The sequence below is a fragment of the Sphingobium xenophagum genome (assembly GCF_031457465.1).
Lineage (GTDB): Bacteria > Pseudomonadota > Alphaproteobacteria > Sphingomonadales > Sphingomonadaceae > Sphingobium > Sphingobium xenophagum_A.
The window spans coordinates 123,966-145,233 of record NZ_JAVDWV010000004.1; the positions used below are offsets into that span (position 1 = coordinate 123,966).

Annotated in this window: 19 protein-coding genes and 1 pseudogene; 6 read left to right on the forward strand and 14 right to left on the reverse strand. The window is 59.2% G+C overall.

Translation table 11 applies throughout. The annotated features are described in order from the left end of the window. Window positions 1-14: 14 nt before the first annotated feature. From J2W40_RS05205 to J2W40_RS05240, 8 genes are read right to left on the reverse strand one after another with little or no spacing between them, the layout of a single operon-like run. Window positions 15-257, reverse strand: coding sequence for a biotin/lipoyl-containing protein (locus J2W40_RS05205; RefSeq protein WP_310222370.1), 243 nt, complete (start codon window positions 255-257; stop codon window positions 15-17). 11 nt (window positions 258-268) lie between these two features. Next, a complete protein-coding gene (locus J2W40_RS05210; protein ID WP_310222372.1) occupies window positions 269-1,264 on the reverse strand; it encodes an alpha-ketoacid dehydrogenase subunit beta in 996 nt (331 codons plus the stop codon). 13 nt (window positions 1,265-1,277) lie between these two features. Continuing rightward, window positions 1,278-2,294 (reverse strand): thiamine pyrophosphate-dependent dehydrogenase E1 component subunit alpha, encoded by a 1,017-nt coding sequence (locus J2W40_RS05215; protein ID WP_310222374.1) that lies wholly within the window; start codon window positions 2,292-2,294, stop codon window positions 1,278-1,280. Next, a complete protein-coding gene (locus J2W40_RS05220) occupies window positions 2,287-3,585 on the reverse strand; it encodes a M24 family metallopeptidase (RefSeq protein ID WP_310222376.1) in 1,299 nt (432 codons plus the stop codon). The genes J2W40_RS05215 and J2W40_RS05220 overlap by 8 nt, the downstream gene beginning before the upstream one ends. Next, complete coding sequence (locus tag J2W40_RS05225) at window positions 3,582-4,040, reverse strand: cupin domain-containing protein (protein WP_310222378.1); 459 nt, start codon at window positions 4,038-4,040, stop codon at window positions 3,582-3,584. Before J2W40_RS05225 ends, J2W40_RS05220 begins: the two co-directional genes overlap by 4 nt. A 28-nt stretch (window positions 4,041-4,068) precedes the next feature. After that, a complete protein-coding gene (locus tag J2W40_RS05230; RefSeq protein ID WP_310222380.1) occupies window positions 4,069-4,830 on the reverse strand; it encodes an SDR family NAD(P)-dependent oxidoreductase in 762 nt (253 codons plus the stop codon). Continuing rightward, on the reverse strand, window positions 4,827-5,606 hold the full coding sequence (locus J2W40_RS05235) for an SDR family NAD(P)-dependent oxidoreductase (protein WP_310222382.1): 780 nt from the start codon (window positions 5,604-5,606) through the stop codon (window positions 4,827-4,829). The genes J2W40_RS05230 and J2W40_RS05235 overlap by 4 nt, the downstream gene beginning before the upstream one ends. After that, window positions 5,603-5,920 (reverse strand): putative quinol monooxygenase, encoded by a 318-nt coding sequence (locus J2W40_RS05240; protein ID WP_310222384.1) that lies wholly within the window; start codon window positions 5,918-5,920, stop codon window positions 5,603-5,605. Before J2W40_RS05240 ends, J2W40_RS05235 begins: the two co-directional genes overlap by 4 nt. A 17-nt stretch (window positions 5,921-5,937) precedes the next feature. Between J2W40_RS05240 and J2W40_RS05245 the strand changes: the two genes are divergently transcribed. Continuing rightward, window positions 5,938-7,437 (forward strand): tetratricopeptide repeat protein, encoded by a 1,500-nt coding sequence (locus tag J2W40_RS05245; RefSeq protein WP_310222386.1) that lies wholly within the window; start codon window positions 5,938-5,940, stop codon window positions 7,435-7,437. 91 nt (window positions 7,438-7,528) lie between these two features. Here J2W40_RS05245 and J2W40_RS05250 read toward each other — a convergent pair whose 3' ends face one another. Continuing rightward, entirely contained in the window at window positions 7,529-9,850 is a 2,322-nt protein-coding gene (locus J2W40_RS05250) for a TonB-dependent receptor (protein ID WP_310222388.1), read from the reverse strand. A gap of 300 nt (window positions 9,851-10,150) precedes the next feature. On the opposite strand from J2W40_RS05250, the gene J2W40_RS05255 reads away from it, so the two are divergent. Then, window positions 10,151-10,798 (forward strand): TetR/AcrR family transcriptional regulator, encoded by a 648-nt coding sequence (locus J2W40_RS05255; RefSeq protein WP_310222390.1) that lies wholly within the window; start codon window positions 10,151-10,153, stop codon window positions 10,796-10,798. Between the two features lie 34 nt (window positions 10,799-10,832). Here J2W40_RS05255 and J2W40_RS05260 read toward each other — a convergent pair whose 3' ends face one another. Then, window positions 10,833-12,980 carry a PQQ-dependent dehydrogenase, methanol/ethanol family gene (locus J2W40_RS05260; RefSeq protein ID WP_310222392.1) on the reverse strand — a complete coding sequence of 716 codons (2,148 nt, stop codon included), beginning with the start codon at window positions 12,978-12,980 and terminating at the stop codon, window positions 10,833-10,835. Between the two features lie 53 nt (window positions 12,981-13,033). Next, the gene (locus tag J2W40_RS05265; RefSeq protein ID WP_310222394.1) at window positions 13,034-15,520 is read right to left on the reverse strand and encodes a TonB-dependent receptor; all 2,487 of its coding nucleotides are present in this window, start codon (window positions 15,518-15,520) and stop codon (window positions 13,034-13,036) included. A 272-nt stretch (window positions 15,521-15,792) separates the two neighbouring features. Between J2W40_RS05265 and J2W40_RS05270 the strand changes: the two genes are divergently transcribed. Further along, the gene (locus tag J2W40_RS05270; RefSeq protein ID WP_310222396.1) at window positions 15,793-16,098 is read left to right on the forward strand and encodes a putative quinol monooxygenase; all 306 of its coding nucleotides are present in this window, start codon (window positions 15,793-15,795) and stop codon (window positions 16,096-16,098) included. Next, window positions 16,098-16,391, forward strand: a complete 294-nt coding sequence (locus tag J2W40_RS05275; RefSeq protein ID WP_310222398.1) for a putative quinol monooxygenase — start codon at window positions 16,098-16,100, stop codon at window positions 16,389-16,391. The genes J2W40_RS05270 and J2W40_RS05275 overlap by 1 nt, the downstream gene beginning before the upstream one ends. A 17-nt stretch (window positions 16,392-16,408) precedes the next feature. Here the strand turns inward: J2W40_RS05275 and J2W40_RS05280 are convergent. Beyond that, window positions 16,409-17,211 (reverse strand): IS5 family transposase gene (locus tag J2W40_RS05280; RefSeq protein WP_409050340.1). Its coding sequence is split into 2 segments (ribosomal slippage): window positions 16,409-16,893 and window positions 16,893-17,211, totalling 804 coding nucleotides; the frame shifts between segments, so codons are not numbered across the junction. A 364-nt stretch (window positions 17,212-17,575) separates the two neighbouring features. On the opposite strand from J2W40_RS05280, the pseudogene J2W40_RS05285 reads away from it, so the two are divergent. Together J2W40_RS05285 and J2W40_RS05290 are read left to right on the forward strand one after the other, a co-directional pair. Beyond that, a pseudogene (locus J2W40_RS05285) lies at window positions 17,576-18,001 on the forward strand (helix-turn-helix domain-containing protein); the annotation flags it as partial. A 31-nt stretch (window positions 18,002-18,032) separates the two neighbouring features. Then, entirely contained in the window at window positions 18,033-18,260 is a 228-nt protein-coding gene (locus tag J2W40_RS05290; protein ID WP_310222400.1) for a hypothetical protein, read from the forward strand. A gap of 141 nt (window positions 18,261-18,401) precedes the next feature. Here the strand turns inward: J2W40_RS05290 and J2W40_RS05295 are convergent, their stop codons facing one another. Beyond that, complete coding sequence (locus J2W40_RS05295; RefSeq protein WP_409050341.1) at window positions 18,402-19,289, reverse strand: Rossmann-like and DUF2520 domain-containing protein; 888 nt, start codon at window positions 19,287-19,289, stop codon at window positions 18,402-18,404. Between the two features lie 64 nt (window positions 19,290-19,353). After that, window positions 19,354-21,240, reverse strand: a complete 1,887-nt coding sequence (gene htpG / locus J2W40_RS05300) for a molecular chaperone HtpG (protein WP_310222404.1) — start codon at window positions 21,238-21,240, stop codon at window positions 19,354-19,356. Window positions 21,241-21,268: the final 28 nt, after the last annotated feature.

The window sequence follows — 21,268 nt, forward strand, 5'->3', positions numbered from 1 at the left end:
ATCGTTCGCAGCGCTCAGGCGGTTTCGATGGCAGCAATGGGCGCACGGACATCCACCGTCTCTCCCTCTACCGCTATGATCCGTGTCAGCGTCCCACCGACGGGCGCTGGCACTTCGACCGTCGTCTTGGCCGCCTCGACCTCGACCAGCGTTTCGCCTTCGGCCACTAAGTCCCCTTCAGCCTTCAGCCAGCGTATGATTTCACCATCCTGCATGCCCATGCCATATTGGGGCAGCACCATTATATGCTCAGCCATGGTCTTTCTCCTCAAGCCGGTTGCGGGGCGACGGGCGCGCCGACAATGCGACGGGCCGCAGCGACGATGCGATCCACAGTCGGATAGAGCGGCTTTTCGATATGCGGACTGAAGGGGAGATGCGTGTCCGGTGTCGTGACGCGGATGACGGGCGCGCGCAGCGCGTCGAACGCCTGCTCCACGATCGTCGCCGCTATCTCGCTTGCGGCGCTACAGGTGCGATGGGCGGGATCGACGCAGATCGCCCGCCCCGTCTTGCGCACCGAATTGAGGATCATGTCCCGGTCGAGCGGCACCAGCGTGCGCGGATCGATAACTTCCGCTGAAATGCCGTCCGCTGCTAGCTGTCGCGCGGCCTTGAGCGCGGTGGGCACGCCGCCCGCAATAGCGATGATGGTGAGATCGGTGCCCTCCCGCTTTATATCGCCTTTACCGATCGGCACCAGGAAATCCGGGTCATCCGGCACATCAGCCTTTGCCATCCAGCATGTGCCGTCTTCAAAGCAGAGCACCGGGTCATCATCCCGTATCGCTGCCTTCAACAGCCCTTTCATGTCGGCGGGGTCCGATGGCGCGATGATTTTCAGCCCCGGCATGTTCATGAACATCGAATAAGGGCGATCGCTATGCTGCGCCGCATTGCTGTTGCCGTAGAACATGCAGGAACGGATAACGAGCGGCAGCTTGGCCTGACCGCCATAAATATAGCGAGACTTGGCGATGATGGAGCAGATCTGATCCATAGCGGGGTAGAGGAAGGAAGAGAGCGTCGCATCGACGATGGGGCGCATGCCGACCATCGCTGCGCCGCCCGCTGCGCCGATGAACCCGTTTTCCGAGATGGGGGTATCGCGGATGCGCTCTTCCCCGAACCGCTCGACGAAGCCGGTGGTCGTGCCAAAAACATTGCACCGGATATCTTCGCCCATCATGAACACGCGCGGGTCGCGTTCCAGTTCTTCGGCCTGCGCTTGCTGGATCGCTTCCAGAAATGTGATCTTTGCCATTTTCGTCTCCTGGTCAGGCGTGCGCGCGGACATCGTCGGGAATGGGCAGGCTATCGACAAAAACATGGTCGAACGCTTCTTCGAACACTGGATAGGCGCTGTCGCGGGCATATTGCAGCGCGTCAGCCACCTCATGCGCCACTGCTTCCTCAATGTCGGCCAACGCCGTTTCGGTCACCCCGTCTTGGAGCAGCCGCGTCCGATAGAGTTGGATGGGGTCGCGTCCCACCCACTCGTCATGTTCAGGCCCGCGCGGTGTCAGGTCACGGCCCATATTGACCGCATGATCGGCATAGCGATATGTCTTCGTTTCGATCAGCGTCGGTCCCTTGCCCGCACGCGCCCGGTCAACCGCTTCGCGCACCGCCTGCTCGACCGCATCGACATCCTGCCCATCAACAATAATGCCGGGAATGCCATAGCCATGCGCTCTATCCGCCACATGCGCGCCTGCGACGGCGGCGCTGGTTGGCGTCGACATGCCAAAGCGATTATTTTCGCACACGAAAATCGCAGGTAGTTTCCACACGGCGGCCAGGTTCATGCCTTCATGAATCGCGCCTTCGCTTGATGCGCCATCGCCAAAGAAGCAGAGGGCAACGCGATCCAATCCCTGAAGCTTAGCCCCCAATGCCGCGCCTGCAGCGACCGGACCGCCCGACCCGACGATGCTGGTTTCGCCCAAACTGCCAACCGAAAAGTCGGAAAGGTGCATCGACCCGCCCTTGCCCTTGCAAATGCCGGTCACCTTCCCCAGCAGTTCCGCCATCAGCGGGCGCAGCGCGGCACCCTTGGCAATGGGATGGCCGTGACTGCGATGGGTGCCGACCATATAATCGTCATTCCGCAAAGCCATGCATGCGCCCACACCCGACGCTTCCATTCCGGCATAAGTGTGCAGCGCGCCCGGTATCTCGCCAGCGGCGTGAATATTCTCCGCCTTGGTCTCGAACTGGCGGATACGCTGCATGCGCCGATATTTTTCGAGCCGACGGTCATTGTCGCCGATCTGTGCTTGCCCTTCATGCATCGGTCAGCTCCCGTGTTGCCGGGGCTTCGATCAGTTCCAGCGGCGCGGCATACATGGGTTCAGGACCCTTGGCCGTGATGGCATAGACATTTTCCATGTGGCATGGTCCGAGCTTTGCGCCGAAATACAGGCTGTCGAGCGAGATCAGCATATTTTCCTCCATGATGAAGCCCTGCTTGACCCCGGCGAGGCCAGCGGCGGGATAAGGCAAGGGAATTTCCAGCGGCATGAGGCCAATGCCATGCGCGACGACCAGCAACTTTTCAGGTGTCGCGACACCGTGCGCTTTCAAATAGTCATAGCCGATCTGCGGCAGGCTGGCGGTGGAAACGCCCGGCCGCAGATGGTCCACCATTTTCAGAAAGGCATCGCGCAATATGTCATGCTGGCGCCGATAGGCATCGCTGGGCGGTCCGATCATTGCCGTGCGGTTGATGTCCACCCAGAAGCCGTCATGAATGCCCTGCGTTTCAAGGATCACTATGTCGCCACGGCGCAGGGTCCGATTGCCGCGGGTACGGAACAGGTCGGGAATAAATTCATCCGCTTCATAGGCACCGCCGAACAGCATGGCACCTTCATCCACCGGGATGACCGCGTGCCGGACCATGAAATCACAGATGCGGGCCTGCACGTCATTCCAGTCGGCCCCTTCGTGCAACAGCGATCCGGCATAGGCGATGATCCGGTCGGCGAGCAGGCCGACCTGGCGATAGCGCGTCAGTTCCTCTGCGGTCTTGACCACGCGGGCGCGCATCATGAGGTCCAATATGTCGCGATAATCATGCGGCACGGCAGGCGCGATCCGCGCCGATACGCGATGTTCATCAAAGCCTATCGCCTTGCCCGCCATGCCGTGGTCGGCAAGCGCCGCCGCAATAGCCGCCGTCACATCGGGTTGGCAGCTACCCGCAATCGCAGGCATCAATTCACCGGCATCCCTGCCAAGCTGCGTTACAGGCCGGTCAGGGTCGATATAACGACTGACCTCGCAGAAATTCAGCATGTCAAATGTCCGGATTTCCCCGAACGTGCAGGCATCACCGTCGCGATTTAGCACCGCAACCAATCCCAGATTAGCCTCCGGGATCACCAATGTCAGCGGCTTGGCTGGATCGGCATAGACAATCGCCGCGGCCATGGCCTCCATCTGGCCCCAGCGTTCCAGAATGGAATGATAGCCTGTGGCATAGCGCACATCGTGCGGATGGCTGAGCACGACGGCATCCAGCCCCTCCTCCACCATGATCGCCCGCAATCTTTCGGCGCGGGGATTGCCGGTTGCCGTCATGCCGCCTGCTCCATCGCGTCGTTTGAAATGTCGGACGCCACATCCCCACGCGCAACGTCGCGCAGATATTCGTGGTTGAGAATGAAGCGGATGCCCCCTTCTTCATCGGTGAAGGCCACCGCACCATGGCCCATGAACAGATATTCTGTGACTTCCTCGCAGCGCGCTTCGCTGTGGCGTGATCCGATGGGCTCATAGCCATAGGTGCCCGCCGGAGCCGATCCGACATCGTAGATCAGTTCCCCCTTGGTCACGAAATATTGGCCATGGCCCAGATGCCAGTGCGGCGCGAAGGTTGCGCCCGGTTCCATCTGGACCCACAGCACCCAGTCACCTGTCTCTTCACTGTATCGCAACAGACGGATGGTCGTTCCCGCTCCCAGCATCACGGGTCGGCAATCGTGAATGTTGACGATGAGATCGCCGGTCTTTCCTGGATCGTGCGCGATTGTCATCAGCTTATCCTCTCTTGTCATTGCGTCATCACATGGTTGCGGTCAGGCCTTCGTCCGCAGGGATCACCGCACCGTGGACTGCACTCGACCGATCATCGAGCAGGAAGCAGACCAGATTGGCGATCTGCTCCGGGTCCATGAAGAAGGTCCGTCGTGGGCTGGGATGGCCATCCATCAAGGCGGCGATGGCCTGCTCGCCCTCCGGGGTGCGCAGACCAGCCGTTAAGGGTGTCGCAACCGCGCCGGGGCAGACGCAATTGATCCTGACCCCGCGCGGTCCAAGTTCGGTGGCCAGCGTACGGGCAAGCATGGCAACACCGGCCTTTGATGCGCTATAGGCGCTGTCGCCAGCGCGACCGGCGATGCCGCTGACCGATCCGATAAAGACGATGGCCCCGCCGCCAGCCCTGATCAAGCCGGGCAGCACCGCCTGGGTAACGTAAAAGCTGCCCTTGAGATTGACGTCGATATGGCGGTCGAACAGTGCGATCGGGCTTTCCGGGACCGGGTTGGACGCCCAGATAGCCGCGTTATTGACCAGAAGCCTGACGGCCCCAAGCTCCTGCTCGATCCGGCCCACGGCTTGCGCAACGGCCTCCGCGTCAGCAATATCCACTTGCTCACCCCAGGCGATGCAGCCCGAAGCCACTGCTTCGTCCAGTTCCTGACGCGGCGCATTGGATAGCACCGCGACGCGAGCGCCCGATACCGACAGTTGCGCCGACACCGCAGCGCCGATGCCGCTGGTGCCACCAGTGACCAGCGCCACTTTTCCAGCCAGGTTGCTCATTGGGCTGTGAACCCGCCGTCGACGATGAGTTCGGAGCCATGCATATAGCCTGCATCGTCTGACGCCAGAAAGCGCACGGTCTTGGCAATGTCGATGGGCTCTGCCATGCGTCCGATCGGATGCGCGGGGGCCAGTCCGGCCGCGGCTTCCTCAACGCTGGCGGCAAAACCATTGTCGACGATGCGCTGCAGGATATGATCGACCATGCCGGTTTTGACGCCGCTTGGATGAACCGAATTGACCCGGATCTTGTAGCCGAGGGCGGAAAATTCCATCGCGCAGGCTTTCACGAACAGCGTCGCGGCCCCTTTCGACGTGCAATAACCGACGTGAAGGGGAGAGCCTATCTTGCCGGCGACGGAGGATATCACGATCACCGACGCGCCATGCGGCAAATTTTCGCCGGACCGGCGCAAGAGCGCCGTCGCACTCTTGGTGCCAAGGAACACGCCGTCGACATTCACCGCCATTTGCTTGCGCCACTGGTCGATCGTCGTTGTCTCCATCTTTTCGACGACGACGATACCCGCGACATGGACCAGAATATCCAACCGTCCGAACTTCTGGTCGACAGCAGCGACAGCATCCTGCCACGAACCTTCGTCGGTAACATCGAGCTTCAGATAGTCGGCGCCGCTCCAGTCCGCAGGCCGGTCGGGCAGGTCAGCCCCAACAACCGTTGCGCCCGTGGCTGCAAGCTGGCGGGAAATTTCGCTGCCGATGCCGCCGGTGCATCCAGTGACCAGCGCGATGCGTCCATCAAGCGCGCCCATCATGCCGCGGCTCCCGTCAGGGCAAGTTTGCCCAGAGGATCAAAGCTGCGTATGTCCGGTTCGCCTTCCAAGCAGGCATAGCCTGCTGCCGACATGGCTACATGATAGGGTTGCCGGGCATGGGCTTTGCGCGCTTCCTCCGAAGTAAAAAGCTCCATAAAGGCAAAGCTGTTCGGATCGCCCTGCGACCGCAACACCTGAAACAGCAAGGTGTCCGGCTCATTGGCATGAACGTCCCGCTGCAACTGGGTCGTCAATGCTATAAATTCGTCTGTCTTGTCAGGCTTTGTGCGGACATGCATGATGACGCCAATCATAAAAAGGACCTTTCGCCATGTGGGGGGATTTGTTGAAAGAGGCGGCGCGCATCGCGCAGGGCCCCAGCCCTGCTGCCGCGAAGCCGCTGATTGATCGTCTTCTCGCCCAGCGGCATGACGACGCCGATGCCCTGACGCTGGCTGGCATCGTGGCGCAGCGGACAGGCGAGACCCGAACTGCCATCGCCATGTTCAGCCATGCCAGAGACGTTGATGTCGGCAATCCGGCGCGTCACCAGAATCTGGGCGTTGCCCTGAAAAATGACGGGCAGTTCGACGCCGCCTGCGCGGCATTCGAAACCGCTTTGCGACTGCGCCCAGGGCATCCCGCCACGCTGTCCAACCTTGGATCGTGCCTGATATCCGCGGGTCGTTGCGCGGACGCGCTGCCCATATTGGAGCAGGCCGGCGATCATCCCGACGCGCTGACCAATATGGGTGTCGCCTTGGCCGGGCTTAGCCGCTGGCAGGAGGCAACTGCTTGCTATCGCCAGTCCTTGCGGCTGCGGCCGGGGCATGGCGATAGTATGATCAACCTGGCTGGCGCGCTGGCCAATATCGGCGAACACAAGGAAGCTGAAACCTTGCTGAAAGCAATAGCGAAAGGCCAGCCAACCCATATTCGCGCGGCCAATCAACTGGGCCTGTTGCTGGAGAAGAGGGGCGATTATTCGTTGGCGCTGGCGGCGCTCAGGCCTGCACTCGACCTCGCGGCCCCCCATCATGCGCTCGGCGTCAATCTGGCCCGCATCCTGATCCGCGCCGATGAACCGAAGGCGGCGGTCGATATATGCAATCGGCTGATCGCCACGCAGCCAAGCATCACCACCCCCCTGGCCCTCAAAATGGCCGCGCTGACGCGCTTGGGCGATACCGCCGGTCGCGACGATCTGATGGGGCTGAAGCGCTTCGTTACGGTCCACGACATTCCATCGGCGCTGGGCTTTGCCGACATGCAGAGTTTCAATCATAGCCTCGTCGAAGAACTGACCATGCACCCGTCGCTCACTTATGAGCCTGCCGGGCTGGTCACGCGGAAGGGACGGCAAAGCAGCGAACTGGTCGGTGCGCCGACCCCTGCCCTCAGCATGTTGGCGAAGATCGCCACCGACAAGCTGGCCCAGGAATGGGCGAGACTGGCGCGACTGCCGGTCGATCACCCCTTTCTCGCGGCGATACCAAAGGAATGGACGTTGACTTTGTGGGGAACGATCCTGTCCCCTGGCGGCGAAGTCTCGGCCCATATTCACGCGCCCAACTGGCTTTCGGGGGTTTATTATCCGGCATTTGCCGAGGAAGACGATGAAGAGGCAGGTGCTTTCGGCATCGGCATGCTGCCTGCGGAACTGGGCGGCGGCGGGGATGTGACAGTCTTTCCGCCGCGTGCCGGTCGCATGATCCTGTTCCCCTCCTATCTCTGGCACGCCACCCTGCCGTTCGCGGGACAGCAGGATCGCATCAGCTTTGCCTTCGATCTGGTGCCCGCTGAGATTGGGCGGCCGCATCATTTGCACTGACCCCTTCCCCCGGCCCGAAGTCCGAGCCGGGAGAAGGGTGCGGGAGCGGTGTCGCCCACCTGCCCATTGAGAGAGCACCGCCACCATCGCCTCAGAACTTCACCGCGCCTTCGATGCCGAAGCTACGAGGGGGCGCGTAATTGGTGAAGTTGAACAGACCAGCAACCGAGTTAGCCGAGACGCGATACACTTCGTCGAGCAAATTGCGGCCGAAGATCGCTACGCGGTAGCGTTCCGACGGGTCGGTCCAGCCAATGCTTGCCCCCACCAGTGTCCGGGCCTGACCTTGAGAGAAATCGGCGTTCAACGTCGTCGATTCATATTCGGACTGGTAGTTGATATCGGCATTCATCGACACCGTGCCCCAGGATGTCGGCGGGAATTCGTAACGGGCATTGGCGCTGGCCGTCCAGTTGGGGGCATTGCGCAATTTCAGGAAAGAGGCGTCGTCATTGATGCCATCGCCATCAATATCCGTACTGAACTCCTTATATTTCGCCTTCTGCCAGCCAACCGCCGCACCGAGAGTCAGTCCGGCGACTGGTGCCGCCGAAATCTCAAGCTCAATGCCTTTGACCTCTGCCTTGCCAGCATTGGTGGTGCGTGTTTCCTGACCCGGCAGGCCGGTAATCGGATCAAGGAATGGCACGACCGCGTCACGCTGAAGGTCATTATATTTCACATAGAAAGCGGCGACATTCACGCGAAGGCGGCGATCGGCCGTCTCTGTCTTGAAACCCAATTCGAAACTGTCGGCCGTTTCTTCCGCGAAAGGCAAGGCTGAGGTCGCGGACATCGCCTGTTCATTATAGCCGCCGGATTTATAGCCTTGGCTATAGGTGAAGTAATTGTTGATGCCGGGCGATATTTCCCAGCGATATCCGCCGCGGAAGGTCGGTTTGCTGAAGCTGGCACTATCGCTATATTCGGGCCAGAAACCCGTTGCGATGGTCGACCGGCGAACCTGCGGCCGGACTGAGAAATCTTTGCTTTCCTTTGTGTATCGCCCACCCAGAAAGACCGAAAAGGGGTCTGCGACCTTATATTCCGCCTCGCCGAAAACGGCATAGGAATCGACCTTATAATTGGCGGTCGACTGGTTCGGGTCTGTCAGGGCCGTCGGGTCGCCCAGGAAACGCAGGAAGCCAAGGAAGCTCGTCGCATTGGCGTCAAGTGTCTGACCCCAATACATGGCCCCGACCGTGAATTTGAGAACGTCGGAGAAGTCGGAGCTGAAGCGGCCTTCCAGACTATATTGCTTACGGGTATCTTCGCGCGTTGACACGAACAGATAGGCATTTTCACCTGTATAGTCGGACGGCAATTCGGAACGAACCCGCCGCCATCCACCCACCAAAGTGATACCGCCCACGCCATCGATATTATGTTCGCCGCGCAAATAGATACCATCGACATCGACGCGGTGGCCATCCAGCGTTCCGACACAGGTTGGTGCCGAGGCGGAACCCGCGCACAGGGTGGTGCCGGTATCAAAGGGACTGGCACCAGTCGTCTGGATGCCAGGGAATCCCACCACATCGAACAGGAAGCCGGGTGGTGTCTCATTAACGGAAGGCGGGGAATCCCCACGATCCCGCAGCATCTCGTAAGTGAGCATGATGTCAGTGTCGGGCGATGGCTCCCACAATAATTTCGCGCGACCGCTGAAATAGCGTGTGCCTGGCCAACGCTGACCGCGCCCCGGCACACCCTGAATGCCATCGACGTCATTATTCTTCGTCAGCCGATAGAAGCCGTCACTTTCCTGGAAGGAGCCGGCAGCCCGGAGATAGAGATTGTCGGTGAAGGGAATGTTGACGGCGGCCTTCACATCCTTGGTGTTGAAACTGGAATAGCCAAGCCGGACCTCGCCGCTGAAACCGGGCTCTGGCCGTTTGGTGATGACGTTGACGACGCCACCGACCGTATTCTTGCCAAACAAGGTGCCCTGTGGCCCGCGCAGCACCTCGATCCGTTCAATGTCAAACAGGTCGAATAGTTGTGTCTGAACGTGCGCCAGCACGAAATCGTCAACCACCACCGCGACGGCGGGCTCGAAGGTCAGGATGATATCGCCGGTCGATTGCCCACGAATGCCGATCGACGCCGCGTTGAAGCCCGGCACGTTGGTGATGACGACATTGGGCACGTCGCCAGCCAGCGCACGAATATCGGTCGCGAATTTATTTTCGATGGCGGCGGACGTGAAGGCCGAAACCGCGACCGGCGTGTCCTGAAGCGATTCCGAAATGCGCCGGGCGGTGACGACAATATCTTCAAGGCCGACCGATTGCTGCGGCGCCGCTTGCGCCTGCGCAGGTGTGCCTTGAGCTAGAGCGGCCGGACTGGTGCTGACCAGCAGACCGGCAGCGAAAGATTTGAAGACGCAATTCAGATGTGTCCTGCTTATCATGTTCTTCCCCTCCAACCGACTGCCATCTCACCGGGCGGCAGTTCGAATCAGCGTCGGCATTTTCGCTCGACACCAACAAATGAGTACATATGTTCATTTTTGTGAAGAGATAAAAAACAGTCATGTATGATTTGTTTTTCTGCGGCGCAGCAAGGTCATGCGGAATTTGAGGGTTTCATGCCTGCTTGCGCCTATGAATATGCAGGAGGGGGCCAATATATGCGCTATGAGGAACATCGTGCGGTGCAAAAAGAGTCTGTGAAAAAAGAGTCGGCCCGCCGCCGCTACACGAGCCCGGCGATGACATTGCGGCGTGCACGAATCGTCGACACCGCCCATCGGCTGCTGGGCGAAGGGGGTGTGCCGGCCTTGACGATCCGGCGTCTGTCCGAAGATGCAGGCGTTGCGCAACGAACCGTCTATCGCCTGTTTGGGGACAAGGACGGGGTGGTCAGTGCCACGGTGATCGACCGGATGGTCGAAGTCCGAGCGCATATTGCCCGGCGCAACGCGACCTACACGCTCGATGTGGTTTTTGCCGAACTTGATTGGATGGTCAGCGAACTGGAACGCGACTGCCTTTATGCGCGGGTCGTCATCGATTTTGTATTTACGCCCGAACCGCGCGAGTTGGAGGTGCGCGAACTAACATCTGTCGCTCGCGCCCGCTTCCGGGCTTGGCTATTGCTGCAACAGGAAGTCGGCCATGTCCGCGACGATCTGGACCTGGAATATGTGATAGACACCCATGTCATGCATGAATTTCTGGTCTATCGCCGCTGGTCGCTCGGTCAGTGTGACGCAGCTTTGTGCCGCATGGAACTTCATGCCTGCTTTTTACAGTCGGCAACCCTGGTTCTTGTCGATGCCGTTCGCGAACAATATCTTTCGCACCTTGTGACATTGCAAAAGCAGATCATGAGCGCGCGAGGGTCTCATCCATGCTGAACGACAATCATTCTCCTGAAATGCTATAATCGCATCACTCGCCCGTCTTGTGCGCTGATCCGACCGATTCATCCTTTTTACCGCTTCGCAAGACCGCTGCCCGCGTCCGAATATAGTGACGCAAAGCCTCAATCTGGTCAGGCTTAAATTCGCCAAAGTCCGGCATACCGGCCGATACCAGTGCGCCATGGGCCACGATCTGGGTGAAGCTGTCCTTATCAGCGACGGCGGCGGAGCCACGTAGATCCGGGGCTGTGCCTCCCGCTATCACAGATGTCCCATGACAAACGGCACAGCGCCCGCCGAAAATGGCTTCACCCCGCGCTGCCATCGCCGCATCGGGCTTGAACTCCGGGTCATTGAACGCGGTCGCCTTATACGGCGTGCGGGGTGGCAATTGTTGTGTGCCGCCGATCGCGAAGGTCAACACGCGCCGAGCCTGTGTCCTGTAATCTATACCATATTGCGCGAACATCGGTCCAAAAAGGCCAACGCTGGTACCGATACCTGCTACGACCGTGACATATTGCCGCCCCTTGTGTCGATAGGAGATGGGCGGTGCCACCACGCCTGCCCGCGCATCGAAATTCCAGAGCCGCTTACCGTTTTCCGCGTCATACGCCGAAAATCCACCATCTGGCCGTCCCTGAAACACGAGCATGCCTGCGCTTGTCATGATGCCGCCATTGCCGTGCGTTTCCATCGGCAACTTCCAGCGTGGTTTCTGCGCCACTGGGTCCCAGGCAATCAGCCATCCGGTCACATCCTTGCCACCCGCATCAATTGAATAGCCGACCCCCGGCGAAAGCCCCATCCCTCCGGCGAATTTGAAATTTTCGCGGGTGATGCCGGTATCGTCGAACGACGCCTGAAGATCGATCGCAGGAATATAGGTGAGAGCGGCCTTTGGATTATAGGCCATCGGCATCCAGCTATGCGCACCGAGCGGTGTCGGCCGGAACGTGGTTTTCCCGCTTTCGTACCGGACGCCGGGATTTTCCATCGGTCGGCCGGTTTTGATGTCAATTCCCTTTGCCCAAGTAACCTCCACAAAGGGTTCGGCCGAAATCAACTTTCCATTCTGCCGGTCTATGACATAATAAAAACCGTTTTTGGGTGCGGTCATGACCACCTGTCGCGGCTTTCCATCAATCACCAGATCGGCCAGTTCCATGTCCATCGCGGCATTGAAATCCCAGCTTTCACCGGGATTTATCTGATAGTGCCATTTATATTTGCCGGTTTTCGCATCCAGCGCGACGATGGAACAGACGAAGAGATTATCGCCTTTTCCCATCGACCGGATCTTGTGATTCCACGGCGCGCCATTGCCCGTTCCGATCAAAATCTGGTCGTTCCCCTTGTCATAGGTCATCGCATTCCAGACAGACCCCCCGCCGCCATATGTCCACCAATCTCCATGCCAGGTTCTTGCTGCCATTTCCTGCGCGGCATCCTCAAAGCCATTGGCGGGATTGCCGGGGACAGTGTAGAATTTCCACAAAAAGCGCCCAGTGTCGGCGTCGAACGCCGTTACAAAACCGCGCACAGCGCTCTCGTCGGAGCCGGCGTTGCCAATGATCACCTTGCCGTCGAACACCCGTGGCGGCCCGGAAATAAACATTGGCGCGCCTTCGGGCAGAGTCTGGACCGTCCAGACTGGCTCGCCGGTGCGTTCATCAAGGGCAATCAGCCGTCCATCCTGCGTAGCGGTGATGACCTTATGATTCCAATAGGCGATCCCGCGACTGCCCCACCCCTGTCGTAAACGAATGCCGGATGCTTCGGGCGCTTTGGGATCATGAGTCCATTTGACTTTGCCGGTCGCAACATCAATGGCGCGCACAACCGAGTATCCACTCGCCAGATAAACGGTGCCATCCACTTCGATCGGCCCGGTTGCTGGATTGCCAGGGGGCAGGTCAACCGCCCAGACCAAGCCTAAATCCTTGACATTCTCTCTGTTTATTTGGTCGAGGGGGCTGTAATGTTGTTCGCCATAGGTGCGGCCGAAGGCAGGCCAGTCATCGCCATCGCTCGCATCGTCGAGCTGCAGTTCCCACTGTTCAATATTCTGCGCAACCGACTTGTTGTCGCTGGTCGCTGAGTTGCAGCCGATTAACAAGGCCACAAGGCTGACCGCCAGGGCGTGACCAAACGGCCTATTTTCCGCGTTCACCATGACTTCCCCAGGAAAAGGCGCGGCCAGTGCATGACTGGCCGCGTTTAAGATAGTTACCGCTTGCTGCCAAGTGCCACGCCCGCTTCGAGGCCAAAATAGCGCGGTGGTCCATATTGAGAGTTGAGCCACAGGCCAGCCACATTCTGAATGCCGACCCGGTAGCGCTTGTCCGTCAGGTTTCTGCCGACCAGACGCAGATAATATTTATTGTCAAACTGTGACAGGGTGATCGACCCGTTCACCAGCGTTCGCGCGTTGAGGAAGGTATTGCCGAGCGGATCATCGATCGCCTGGGTGTTGAGGTTCCGGCCGGTATAGGCGGCGTTGGCATTCAACGTCAGCTTATAATCGCCAATCGGAACAGAATAGACCCCGTCCAGCGTCCATTGCCATTTCGGCGCACGATCAAGCGGTGCGGACGCCAGATCATAGCCTGCATTGGCCGCCGTATAATTATTATATTTACCATCCTGATAACCAAGTACGCCGCGAAGGGTCAGACCTTCGACCGGATTGGCCGATAGTTCCGCCTCGATGCCCTTGACGGTCGCGCTGGCAGCATTGACGAACAATGTGACCTGATTGGGCTGGCCGTTGACCTCAATCGGCACATTCAACTGCTTTTGGAGGTCCTTATATTTGACATAGAAGCCCGTCAGATTGAACCTTATGCGATTGTCCAGAAATTGGGACTTCAGACCGACTTCGAAGCTGTCGGCCTTTTCCGGGTCAGTGGCGCGTGCGGCCTCCTGAAATGCGTTCAGATCGCTGCCAAATGCAGCAAAGCCGCCAATCTGGTCATTAAAGCCGCCACCTTTATAACCGCGCGAATAACCACCAAAGACGAATAGATCGTCCGTTGCCTGATAGCTGACACTGACCCGATAGGTCGGCTCCCGCCACTTGTCGGACACGGTGACCACGCCAGCGGGATAGTTGTAAACGCTGGCGTCGAGCGCTTGGCTGATGGTGATTGTCGGATCGAACCCGCCACCCAGTTCAGGAATGAAAGTCTGCTGGCGGCCGAGCCAGGTCTTGTCATCCCACGTATACCGTCCCCCAGCGGTGATCGTCAGACGGTCCGTGGCCTTGAACGTGCCTTCGAGGAAAAGCGCGCGGGATTTTGACCGCTGCGCGTTGCACAGAACATAAGGGGTATCGTTCCAATTGCCAAAGGGAAGCGGTCCCGATGTCAGATCCAGAAAGCCCAATATCTGGCCAACGCAGAAATCAACCTTGTCCCGTTGATAGAAACCGCCAGCAACAAAATTGAACGGCCCGGCGAAATCCGACGCGAAGCGCAATTCCTGCTGCCATGTCTTGCGATTATCATCGCGCGTCGCATCGAAGAAGGACAGATATTGGCCATCAGCCGCAACCGCAGTAGCACCGGCATAAGAGTTAGGAATGCGCGATCGTTGATTGCGATACCCCGAAACCGATGTGATCGTCCCTAGCCCCGTATCATATTCGATATTGGCATATAGGCCATCGACGGAGATGCGTTGGCCCTGACCCATGAACAGCAAGCCATCATTGCGCCCGGTATAGGCCGCACGGTCCAATGGGTCGCGGTTCTGGGCGTTGGGTTCGGTAAGACCCAGAAGATCGGTGAGGAATGGATTGTCGCCGGTATAGAGGTAATTTTCGTTCACTGACGGCACGACATCGGACGTATCGCGAATCCACTCATATTGGAACAGGGCGCTGAAATTCGAGGACGGTTCGATAAGCAGTTTGGCACGCGCCTGCCACACATCTTTGCCGCCCAGCGTTTCGCCGCCCAGGCAACCGCTGCGCCCCTGAAATTTATTGGGTACAAAACCAGTCACTGGCCCGTAGCAGGCACCATTGGTATAATAACCGTCGGACTTTTCATATCCGCCGACCAGCCGTAAGGCGGCGATCGACCCGATGGGAACATTGGCCGATGCCTGAAGCTTGCGCTGCCCGAAATCGCCATATTCGACCCGGCCCTCAACGCCGACATAGTCGAGTTCGGGCCGTTTCGTGCGGACCGTGACCACACCGCCGGTCGTATTCTTGCCAAACAACGTGCCCTGCGGCCCGCGCAGAACTTCCACCTGCGCCACATCGAAAGTGTCGAGCAATTGGGTCTGCACAGAAGGAACGACGAAATCATCCACCAGTACCGCAACCGGGGGCTCGAAATAGACAATGATCGACGTTTGCCCAACGCCGCGCATCGCGAAACTGGCGGCGTTGAAATTGGCAATCGTCGCCGCGGAAAAATTGGGAACAAAAGCAGCAATATCGCCAAGATCACGAGGCGATGTTTGCGCTATCAACGCACTATCGACGGCCGAAACGGATACGGGCGTCGATTGGAGGTCCGTCGAACGACGGGTGGCGGTGACGATGATGTCGGCCAGTCCGACATTTGATGTGGCGGTATCGGCGTTGCCCACCTGAGGCACGGTATCGGTGTTGGTGGACGTCTGCGCGCTTGCCAGCGCACTGCTTGTTGCGACGATCAACGCGAACAAACATGACGAGCGGTAAAGCTGCCTGTTCAACATGCCTCTCTCTCCTTGTTGCCCCGCCATTGCTGCGGGTTCGACATCAGGATTATCACGAATGGAGCGATTTGCAATCAGTCATGAATGTTTTTTATATGATCATTATCGACAGGGTATTTTGCCCGTGCCGGAGTGTCGCCAAACGCATTTGCCCAATCATTCATGTTTGTTTTTATTGCGATTGTGCCTAATGTGCCGCACAAGCTTTGACGCACTGACCATATGACGAGCAGAAGAGCATAAAAACCGTTAAAAGCGAGAGGATCAACGCGATGGCGTTTAGTTTCTTGTCACGATTTCGAATCCAGGAAAGTCGCGAGGCCGAGTTCCTATCTTTGGCGCGGGAAATGGAAGGGCTGGCGAAAGACGAGCCGGGAACCCTGCATTATCAGTTCTTCCGATTGGCTGAGCCGGGTATGTTCGCAGTGTTCGAGAGCTTCGTCGATGAATCGGCCGACGAGGCGCACATGGCTTATGACCATAATAAGCCACTGATCGACAAGATCGTCAGTTGCATGGATGGGTCGTACGAAAGAGAGATTCTCTATGATCTCTCCATGGTCAAAGGAGAGGATTGATGCCGGGGAAGAGTTTTATTGCGCAGTTGCGGGCAACGCCCGAGAAGCGGGACGAAATGATTGCCCTGCAATCGGAACTCAAACAATTAGTGTTCAAGCATGAGCCAGACGCACTCGTCTATGAATTATTCCAATCTGAATCCGATCCTGACCTGTTTCAGGTTGTTGCGACATTTCGGGACGATGCCGCTTTTGAAGCGCATATGTCGATTGATTTTCACGACAGGCTGGTTCCGCCGATACTTGACTGTTTGGCCGAAGAGATGTCTATCGAATTTTACCGATCGCTCTGATGATTTAGGGTCAGGACTCATTGATTGAGCCAGAAGATGATTGTTGCGGCGATACAGATGGCGGACATGAAGGTGTGGGCGCATCGATCGTAGCGGGTATGGATGCGTCGCCAGTCCTTTAGCCTGCCGAACATGATCTCGATCTTGTGGCGTTGGCGATAGAGCGTGGCGTCGTGCGGAATTGGTATCTTCCGGTTCGCCTTTGACGGGATGCAGGCGGCGATCTTACGGTCTGCCAGCGCGGCCCGGAACCAGTCGGCATCATATCTCTTGTCGCCGAGTAGGGCTTTGGCCTTGGGCAAGGCGTCGATCATGAGGGCTGCGCCTTTGTAGTCGCTCATCTGGCCTTCGCTCAGCAGCATGACCAACGGCCTGCCCTTGCCATCGCAGACAGCATGGAGTTTCGAGTTCAGGCCGCCCTTGGTGCGTCCGATACGTCGGGGAGCGAAGCGGAGCAGCCATTGATCCGGGGGATCAATGGCCCGCTGAGCCCCTTTTTGAGAAGGCTGGCCGCTGTTCGGTGCGCTTTGAGATGGGTCGCTTCGATCATCAACTGGTCCGGCTTCCCACCCTTAGCCGCGAGGCCTGCGAATATTGTGTTGAACACGCCAAGTCGGCTCCAACGGATGAAGCGGTTGTAGATCGTCTTGGGCGGCCCGTATTCCGCAGGCGCATCCCGCCACCGCAGACCGTTCCTTATCACGAAGATGATGCCGCTGATGACCCGGCGATCATCAACACGCGGAACCCCATGCGACAGAGGAAAATACGGCTCGATCCGGCGCATTTGCGCCTCTGATAGCCAGATCAGATCACTCATGGCAGCGCCTCCTTCACGCCGCCACTGAATCAAACGGTAACCCCCAATGCAAGTAATTTAATAGGTCCTGATCCTATATCCTGACCCTATATGAAGGGTCGTTTCGACACGTTCAGCGAAATTAGTCACTTACCCTATCGTTGAGGTTTTTGATCCTGCTAATTCGAGGTCGCCATAGCCCGCGATCCAGAAGAGTAGTACCTTGCATGTTGATGAAGCGGGATGTGGGCGAGATGTTCGGCAGGACATTGATCCGGAGTGTTGTCAATCAGCTTCTGAATAGTTTGGGTGTTCCAAACTATGACGACGTTCTCAGCAGAGTTAGCGCCTGAAATGGAACGGTAGCGGCCAAGCAATGAGTATCGCAGGCCAGCGCGCTGCGGTCGAATCCGCCTTGCTGCATCTGATGGTGCTGGCCTTACGCCACGACGCCTTGAGCCGGCAGGCGCAACCCGGCACCCCGCGCCAGGCCGCATTGGTCGCGCGCCTGCGGGAACGGATCGACCAGCGCTTCCGCCTGCGCGAGCCGGTATCCGCGCATGCCCGCGCGCTCGGCGTCAGCCTCACGGCCCTGCGCCAGGCCTGCGCGCGTGTGGCGAACAGTTAGCTCGCGCAGATGCTTGACGACCGCGCGTTATTGGAGGCGCGCCGGATGCTGCTTTATTCCCAGCTGTCGGTCACCGACATCGCCTATGCCGTCGGCTTCGAAGATCCCGCTTATTTTTCGCGCTTCTTTACCCGCCATGTCGGCCAGCCGCCGCGCAACTGGCGCGCCGCGCGCGAGAGTTGACGCACCCGCCCGCACCTTTAAGGGCTGGCGCATGACGGCCGACAAGCTCATCGACCTGATCGTGGCCAGACTGGTGCGCGACCATGGTAGCAGCAAGCATCACTGGCGCCGGGTGATCGGACCGCTGCGCGTGTATAGCCGCGCCACCCATCCCCATTGCAACTGGAACGCGACGCCGACCGGCACGATCGCGGATGTCGCGCTGATCGAAAACATGCTCGACGATCTGCGCATGGCGCATCCGCTGCTGACGGCCTGACGCAAAAGAGCGCTTCTCATATCATGCAGGTTGGATAGGGAATATCGGACGCGCCCTTGCGTTTGTCGGGCTTGATTGGTTGCGTCACAGTGTCAAAGAAGTGACCGATTGCCGCCAAGCAGCGCGACCAGACTCAAATCGTTATAGTTTCTGTTCCAAAGACGCCCAACGGATAATGGACGCCTGTCCTTCTCCATGCAGCCTTTCGAGTTGGTCAAGGGTTGCTAGCGCCATCGCGCTGTAGGGCGGCAGGAGTGTCGGACATTGTTGGCTAAGCGCTGCGAGATGTTTGGCGATCGTTTCGTCGTCGCCGCGCAGCAGCGGGCCGGAGAGGCCTGCCATGCCCTGATTGAGGCTGACGTCCAGCGCGGCGCGCACTAGGGGGGCGAGAAGCGCTGAGGGTTCGGCGACGCCGGCGGTGGCGAGTGCCTGGCAGGCGCCTGCGATCAGCGTGACCAGATGGTTGGCACCGTGGCATAAAGCGGCATGATATAGCGCGCGCTGCGCCTCTTCGATCGGCACCATGATGCCGCCTAGCAAGGCCACGAGCTTTTGTGCCGCAGCGCTGGCCTGTTCGGTCGATCCTGTGACGGCGAAACGGGCGTTGATCATATGTTTGACTTCACTCGTCGGCTTGCCGGTGAAGGTCATGGCGGGATGGATCGCGGCCGTCATCGACGTGGCGCTGCGAAGTGGGTCCAATATGGCCGCGCCGCTTCGCCCGCTGACGTGGAAGATGAAGCGTGGCTGGTAGCTGGGTTCCGTCTGTGCCAGAGCGGCGACGATGTGTGCGAGGGCATCGTCCGCGACGGCGAGCATGATGAGATCGCAGTCGCGGGCGAGGTGGGCCATATCTCCGGCCGTCTGTGCCCGTCCGATGACGGCGACAGCCTCGGCGCATTTCTTAGGGTTGCGGCCCCAGATGACGAGCGAGTCGTTGGAATGGGCGGCGAGCGCATGGCCGATCGCGGACGCGACGCGGCCGGTGCCGATGATGCCGATCCGGCGGTAGGGCGATGTGCTGACCATGATCGCCACCCTAACCCACGGAGGATGGCCCGTCATCGCATGGATGACGGGCCAATGCCGTTTTTCAGCCGACCGCCCGGCTCATCAATCGGTCAAGCCGATCCGAAAAGGCGCGCGCGTCGGTGGGCTGTTCACCATCGGCGATGCGGGCCTGGTCGAGCAGCAAATGGGCGAGGTCGGACTTGAGACCATCCGCATCGTCGCTCGACGCCAGTTTCTGGATCAGGGCATGACGCGGATTAATCTCCAGCACGGGGAGCGCCGCCGTCGGGAGCTGGCCTGCGCTGGCGAGCAGCTTTTCCAATTGCCGGTCCATACCGCTTTCGGGCGCGACCAGGCATACAGCGCTGGTCGTCAGCCGGTCCGACGCGCGCACATCGGATACGGCATCAGCGAGGGTCGTCTTGGCGAAGGCGAGGAAGTCGGCGACGGCTGCATTTTCGGGCTCGGTCGGCTTGTCCGCGCCTTCGACCAGCGGAATGAGGCCGAGGTCCGCGCCGCCCTGCGTCACTGACTTGAACGGCTTGCCTTCATAATCGACGCCCATGGTGGTCCAGAAATTATCGACCTGATCGGGCAGCAGCAGCACTTCGATGCCGCGCGCGCGGAAGCCTTCGAGCTGGGGCGAGGTGGACAACCGATCGAGATCACTGCCGGTCGCATAATAGATGGCGGTCTGGTTCTCCTTGAGCTGCGCGACATAGTCTTTGAGCGAGCGCCAGCCGTCCCCCGATGTCGTGCTTTTGAACCGGGCGAGGCCGAGCAGCGCCTCACGCCGTTCGAAATCCTCGTACAGCCCTTCCTTGAGGACGGGGCCGAAATTCTCCCAGATCCGCTGATAGGCTTCCGCATCATTGTCTGACAACTTCTGCAAGTCGCCGAGCAAACGGCCGGTCACGCCCTTCTGGATGGCGCCCAGCACCGGGCTGTCCTGAATCATCTCACGCGACATGTTGAGCGGCAGGTCGGCGGAGTCCACCAGCCCGCGGACGAAGCGCAGATAGCGGGGCAGGATCGGTGCTTCGTCGGTGATGAAGACGCGACGGACATAGAGTTTGATATGCCCCTTGCGATCCGGGTCGAACAGGTCGAACGGCTTGGTTTCGGGGATGAAGGTCAGGACCGAATATTCATAGCGACCTTCGGCGCGATAATGGACCGTGTGCGCGGGCTTGTCATATTGGCCAGCTACGCTGCGATAGAAGTCGGCATAATCCTCTTCGCTGATCTCGGACTTGGGCTTGAGCCACAATGCGGCACCATCGGCGATGTCGACGCCGTCGGCATCGGGCTTTTCGAACAGCATGATCGGGACCGGGACATGGCCCGACTGTGCCTTGATGATGCGCTCGACCGTATAGCGTTCAGCATAGGATTTGGCGTCTTCCATCAGGTGCAGGACGACGCGGGTGCCGCGCGTGGGCGCGTCGGCCAGGTCTACGGGGGCGATGGTGTAAGTGCCCTGCCCGTCCGAGGTCCAACTGGCGGCCTCGTCCGATCCGGCGCGGCGCGAAAACACCTCGACCTGGCTGGCGACCATGAAGGCGGAATAGAAGCCGACGCCGAATTGGCCGATCAGTTGCGAGCCTTCCTTGCCCGCTTCGGCGGCGAGGCGTTCCATGAACGCCTTGGTGCCCGACCGAGCGATCGTGCCCAGCGTCTCGCCCATTTCGGCGGCAGTCATGCCGATGCCATTATCTTCGATCGTCAGGCGGTTCTGGTCGGCGTCCAGCAGAACGCGGATGCACGGTTGCGGGTCATCGCCCAGCAGAGAGGGCGTGGCGATGCCTTCATAGCGCAGCTTCTCGCACGCATCGGCGGCGTTGGAAATGAGTTCGCGCAGGAAGACGTCACGGTCGGAATAGACCGAATGCACCATCATGCGCAGCAGCTTCGAAACATCCGCCTCGAAAGCATGGGTTTCGGGCGCGGTAGCAGTTTCAGTCGTCATGGCAGGTTTACCCTTTGAATGCGTCAAC

Bases quoted from the DNA above. Each gene is read 5' to 3' on its own strand.
- J2W40_RS05210 (WP_310222372.1), bottom strand. From the start codon at position 1,264: ATGGCAAAGATCACATTTCTGGAAGCGATCCAGCAAGCGCAGGCCGAA.
- J2W40_RS05250 (WP_310222388.1), bottom strand. From the start codon at position 9,850: ATGATAAGCAGGACACATCTGAATTGCGTCTTCAAATCTTTCGCTGCC.
- J2W40_RS05270 (WP_310222396.1), top strand. From the start codon at position 15,793: ATGGCGTTTAGTTTCTTGTCACGATTTCGAATCCAGGAAAGTCGCGAG.
- J2W40_RS05230 (WP_310222380.1), bottom strand. From the start codon at position 4,830: ATGAGCAACCTGGCTGGAAAAGTGGCGCTGGTCACTGGTGGCACCAGC.
- J2W40_RS05205 (WP_310222370.1), bottom strand. From the start codon at position 257: ATGGCTGAGCATATAATGGTGCTGCCCCAATATGGCATGGGCATGCAG.
- J2W40_RS05260 (WP_310222392.1), bottom strand. From the start codon at position 12,980: ATGGTGAACGCGGAAAATAGGCCGTTTGGTCACGCCCTGGCGGTCAGC.
- J2W40_RS05220 (WP_310222376.1), bottom strand. From the start codon at position 3,585: ATGACGGCAACCGGCAATCCCCGCGCCGAAAGATTGCGGGCGATCATG.
- J2W40_RS05225 (WP_310222378.1), bottom strand. From the start codon at position 4,040: ATGACAATCGCGCACGATCCAGGAAAGACCGGCGATCTCATCGTCAAC.
- J2W40_RS05290 (WP_310222400.1), top strand. From the start codon at position 18,033: ATGACGGCCGACAAGCTCATCGACCTGATCGTGGCCAGACTGGTGCGC.
- htpG (WP_310222404.1), bottom strand. From the start codon at position 21,240: ATGACGACTGAAACTGCTACCGCGCCCGAAACCCATGCTTTCGAGGCG.
- J2W40_RS05235 (WP_310222382.1), bottom strand. From the start codon at position 5,606: ATGATGGGCGCGCTTGATGGACGCATCGCGCTGGTCACTGGATGCACC.
- J2W40_RS05245 (WP_310222386.1), top strand. From the start codon at position 5,938: ATGTGGGGGGATTTGTTGAAAGAGGCGGCGCGCATCGCGCAGGGCCCC.
- J2W40_RS05275 (WP_310222398.1), top strand. From the start codon at position 16,098: ATGCCGGGGAAGAGTTTTATTGCGCAGTTGCGGGCAACGCCCGAGAAG.
- J2W40_RS05240 (WP_310222384.1), bottom strand. From the start codon at position 5,920: ATGATTGGCGTCATCATGCATGTCCGCACAAAGCCTGACAAGACAGAC.
- J2W40_RS05255 (WP_310222390.1), top strand. From the start codon at position 10,151: ATGACATTGCGGCGTGCACGAATCGTCGACACCGCCCATCGGCTGCTG.
- J2W40_RS05295 (WP_409050341.1), bottom strand. From the start codon at position 19,289: ATGGTCAGCACATCGCCCTACCGCCGGATCGGCATCATCGGCACCGGC.
- J2W40_RS05265 (WP_310222394.1), bottom strand. From the start codon at position 15,520: ATGTTGAACAGGCAGCTTTACCGCTCGTCATGTTTGTTCGCGTTGATC.
- J2W40_RS05215 (WP_310222374.1), bottom strand. From the start codon at position 2,294: ATGCATGAAGGGCAAGCACAGATCGGCGACAATGACCGTCGGCTCGAA.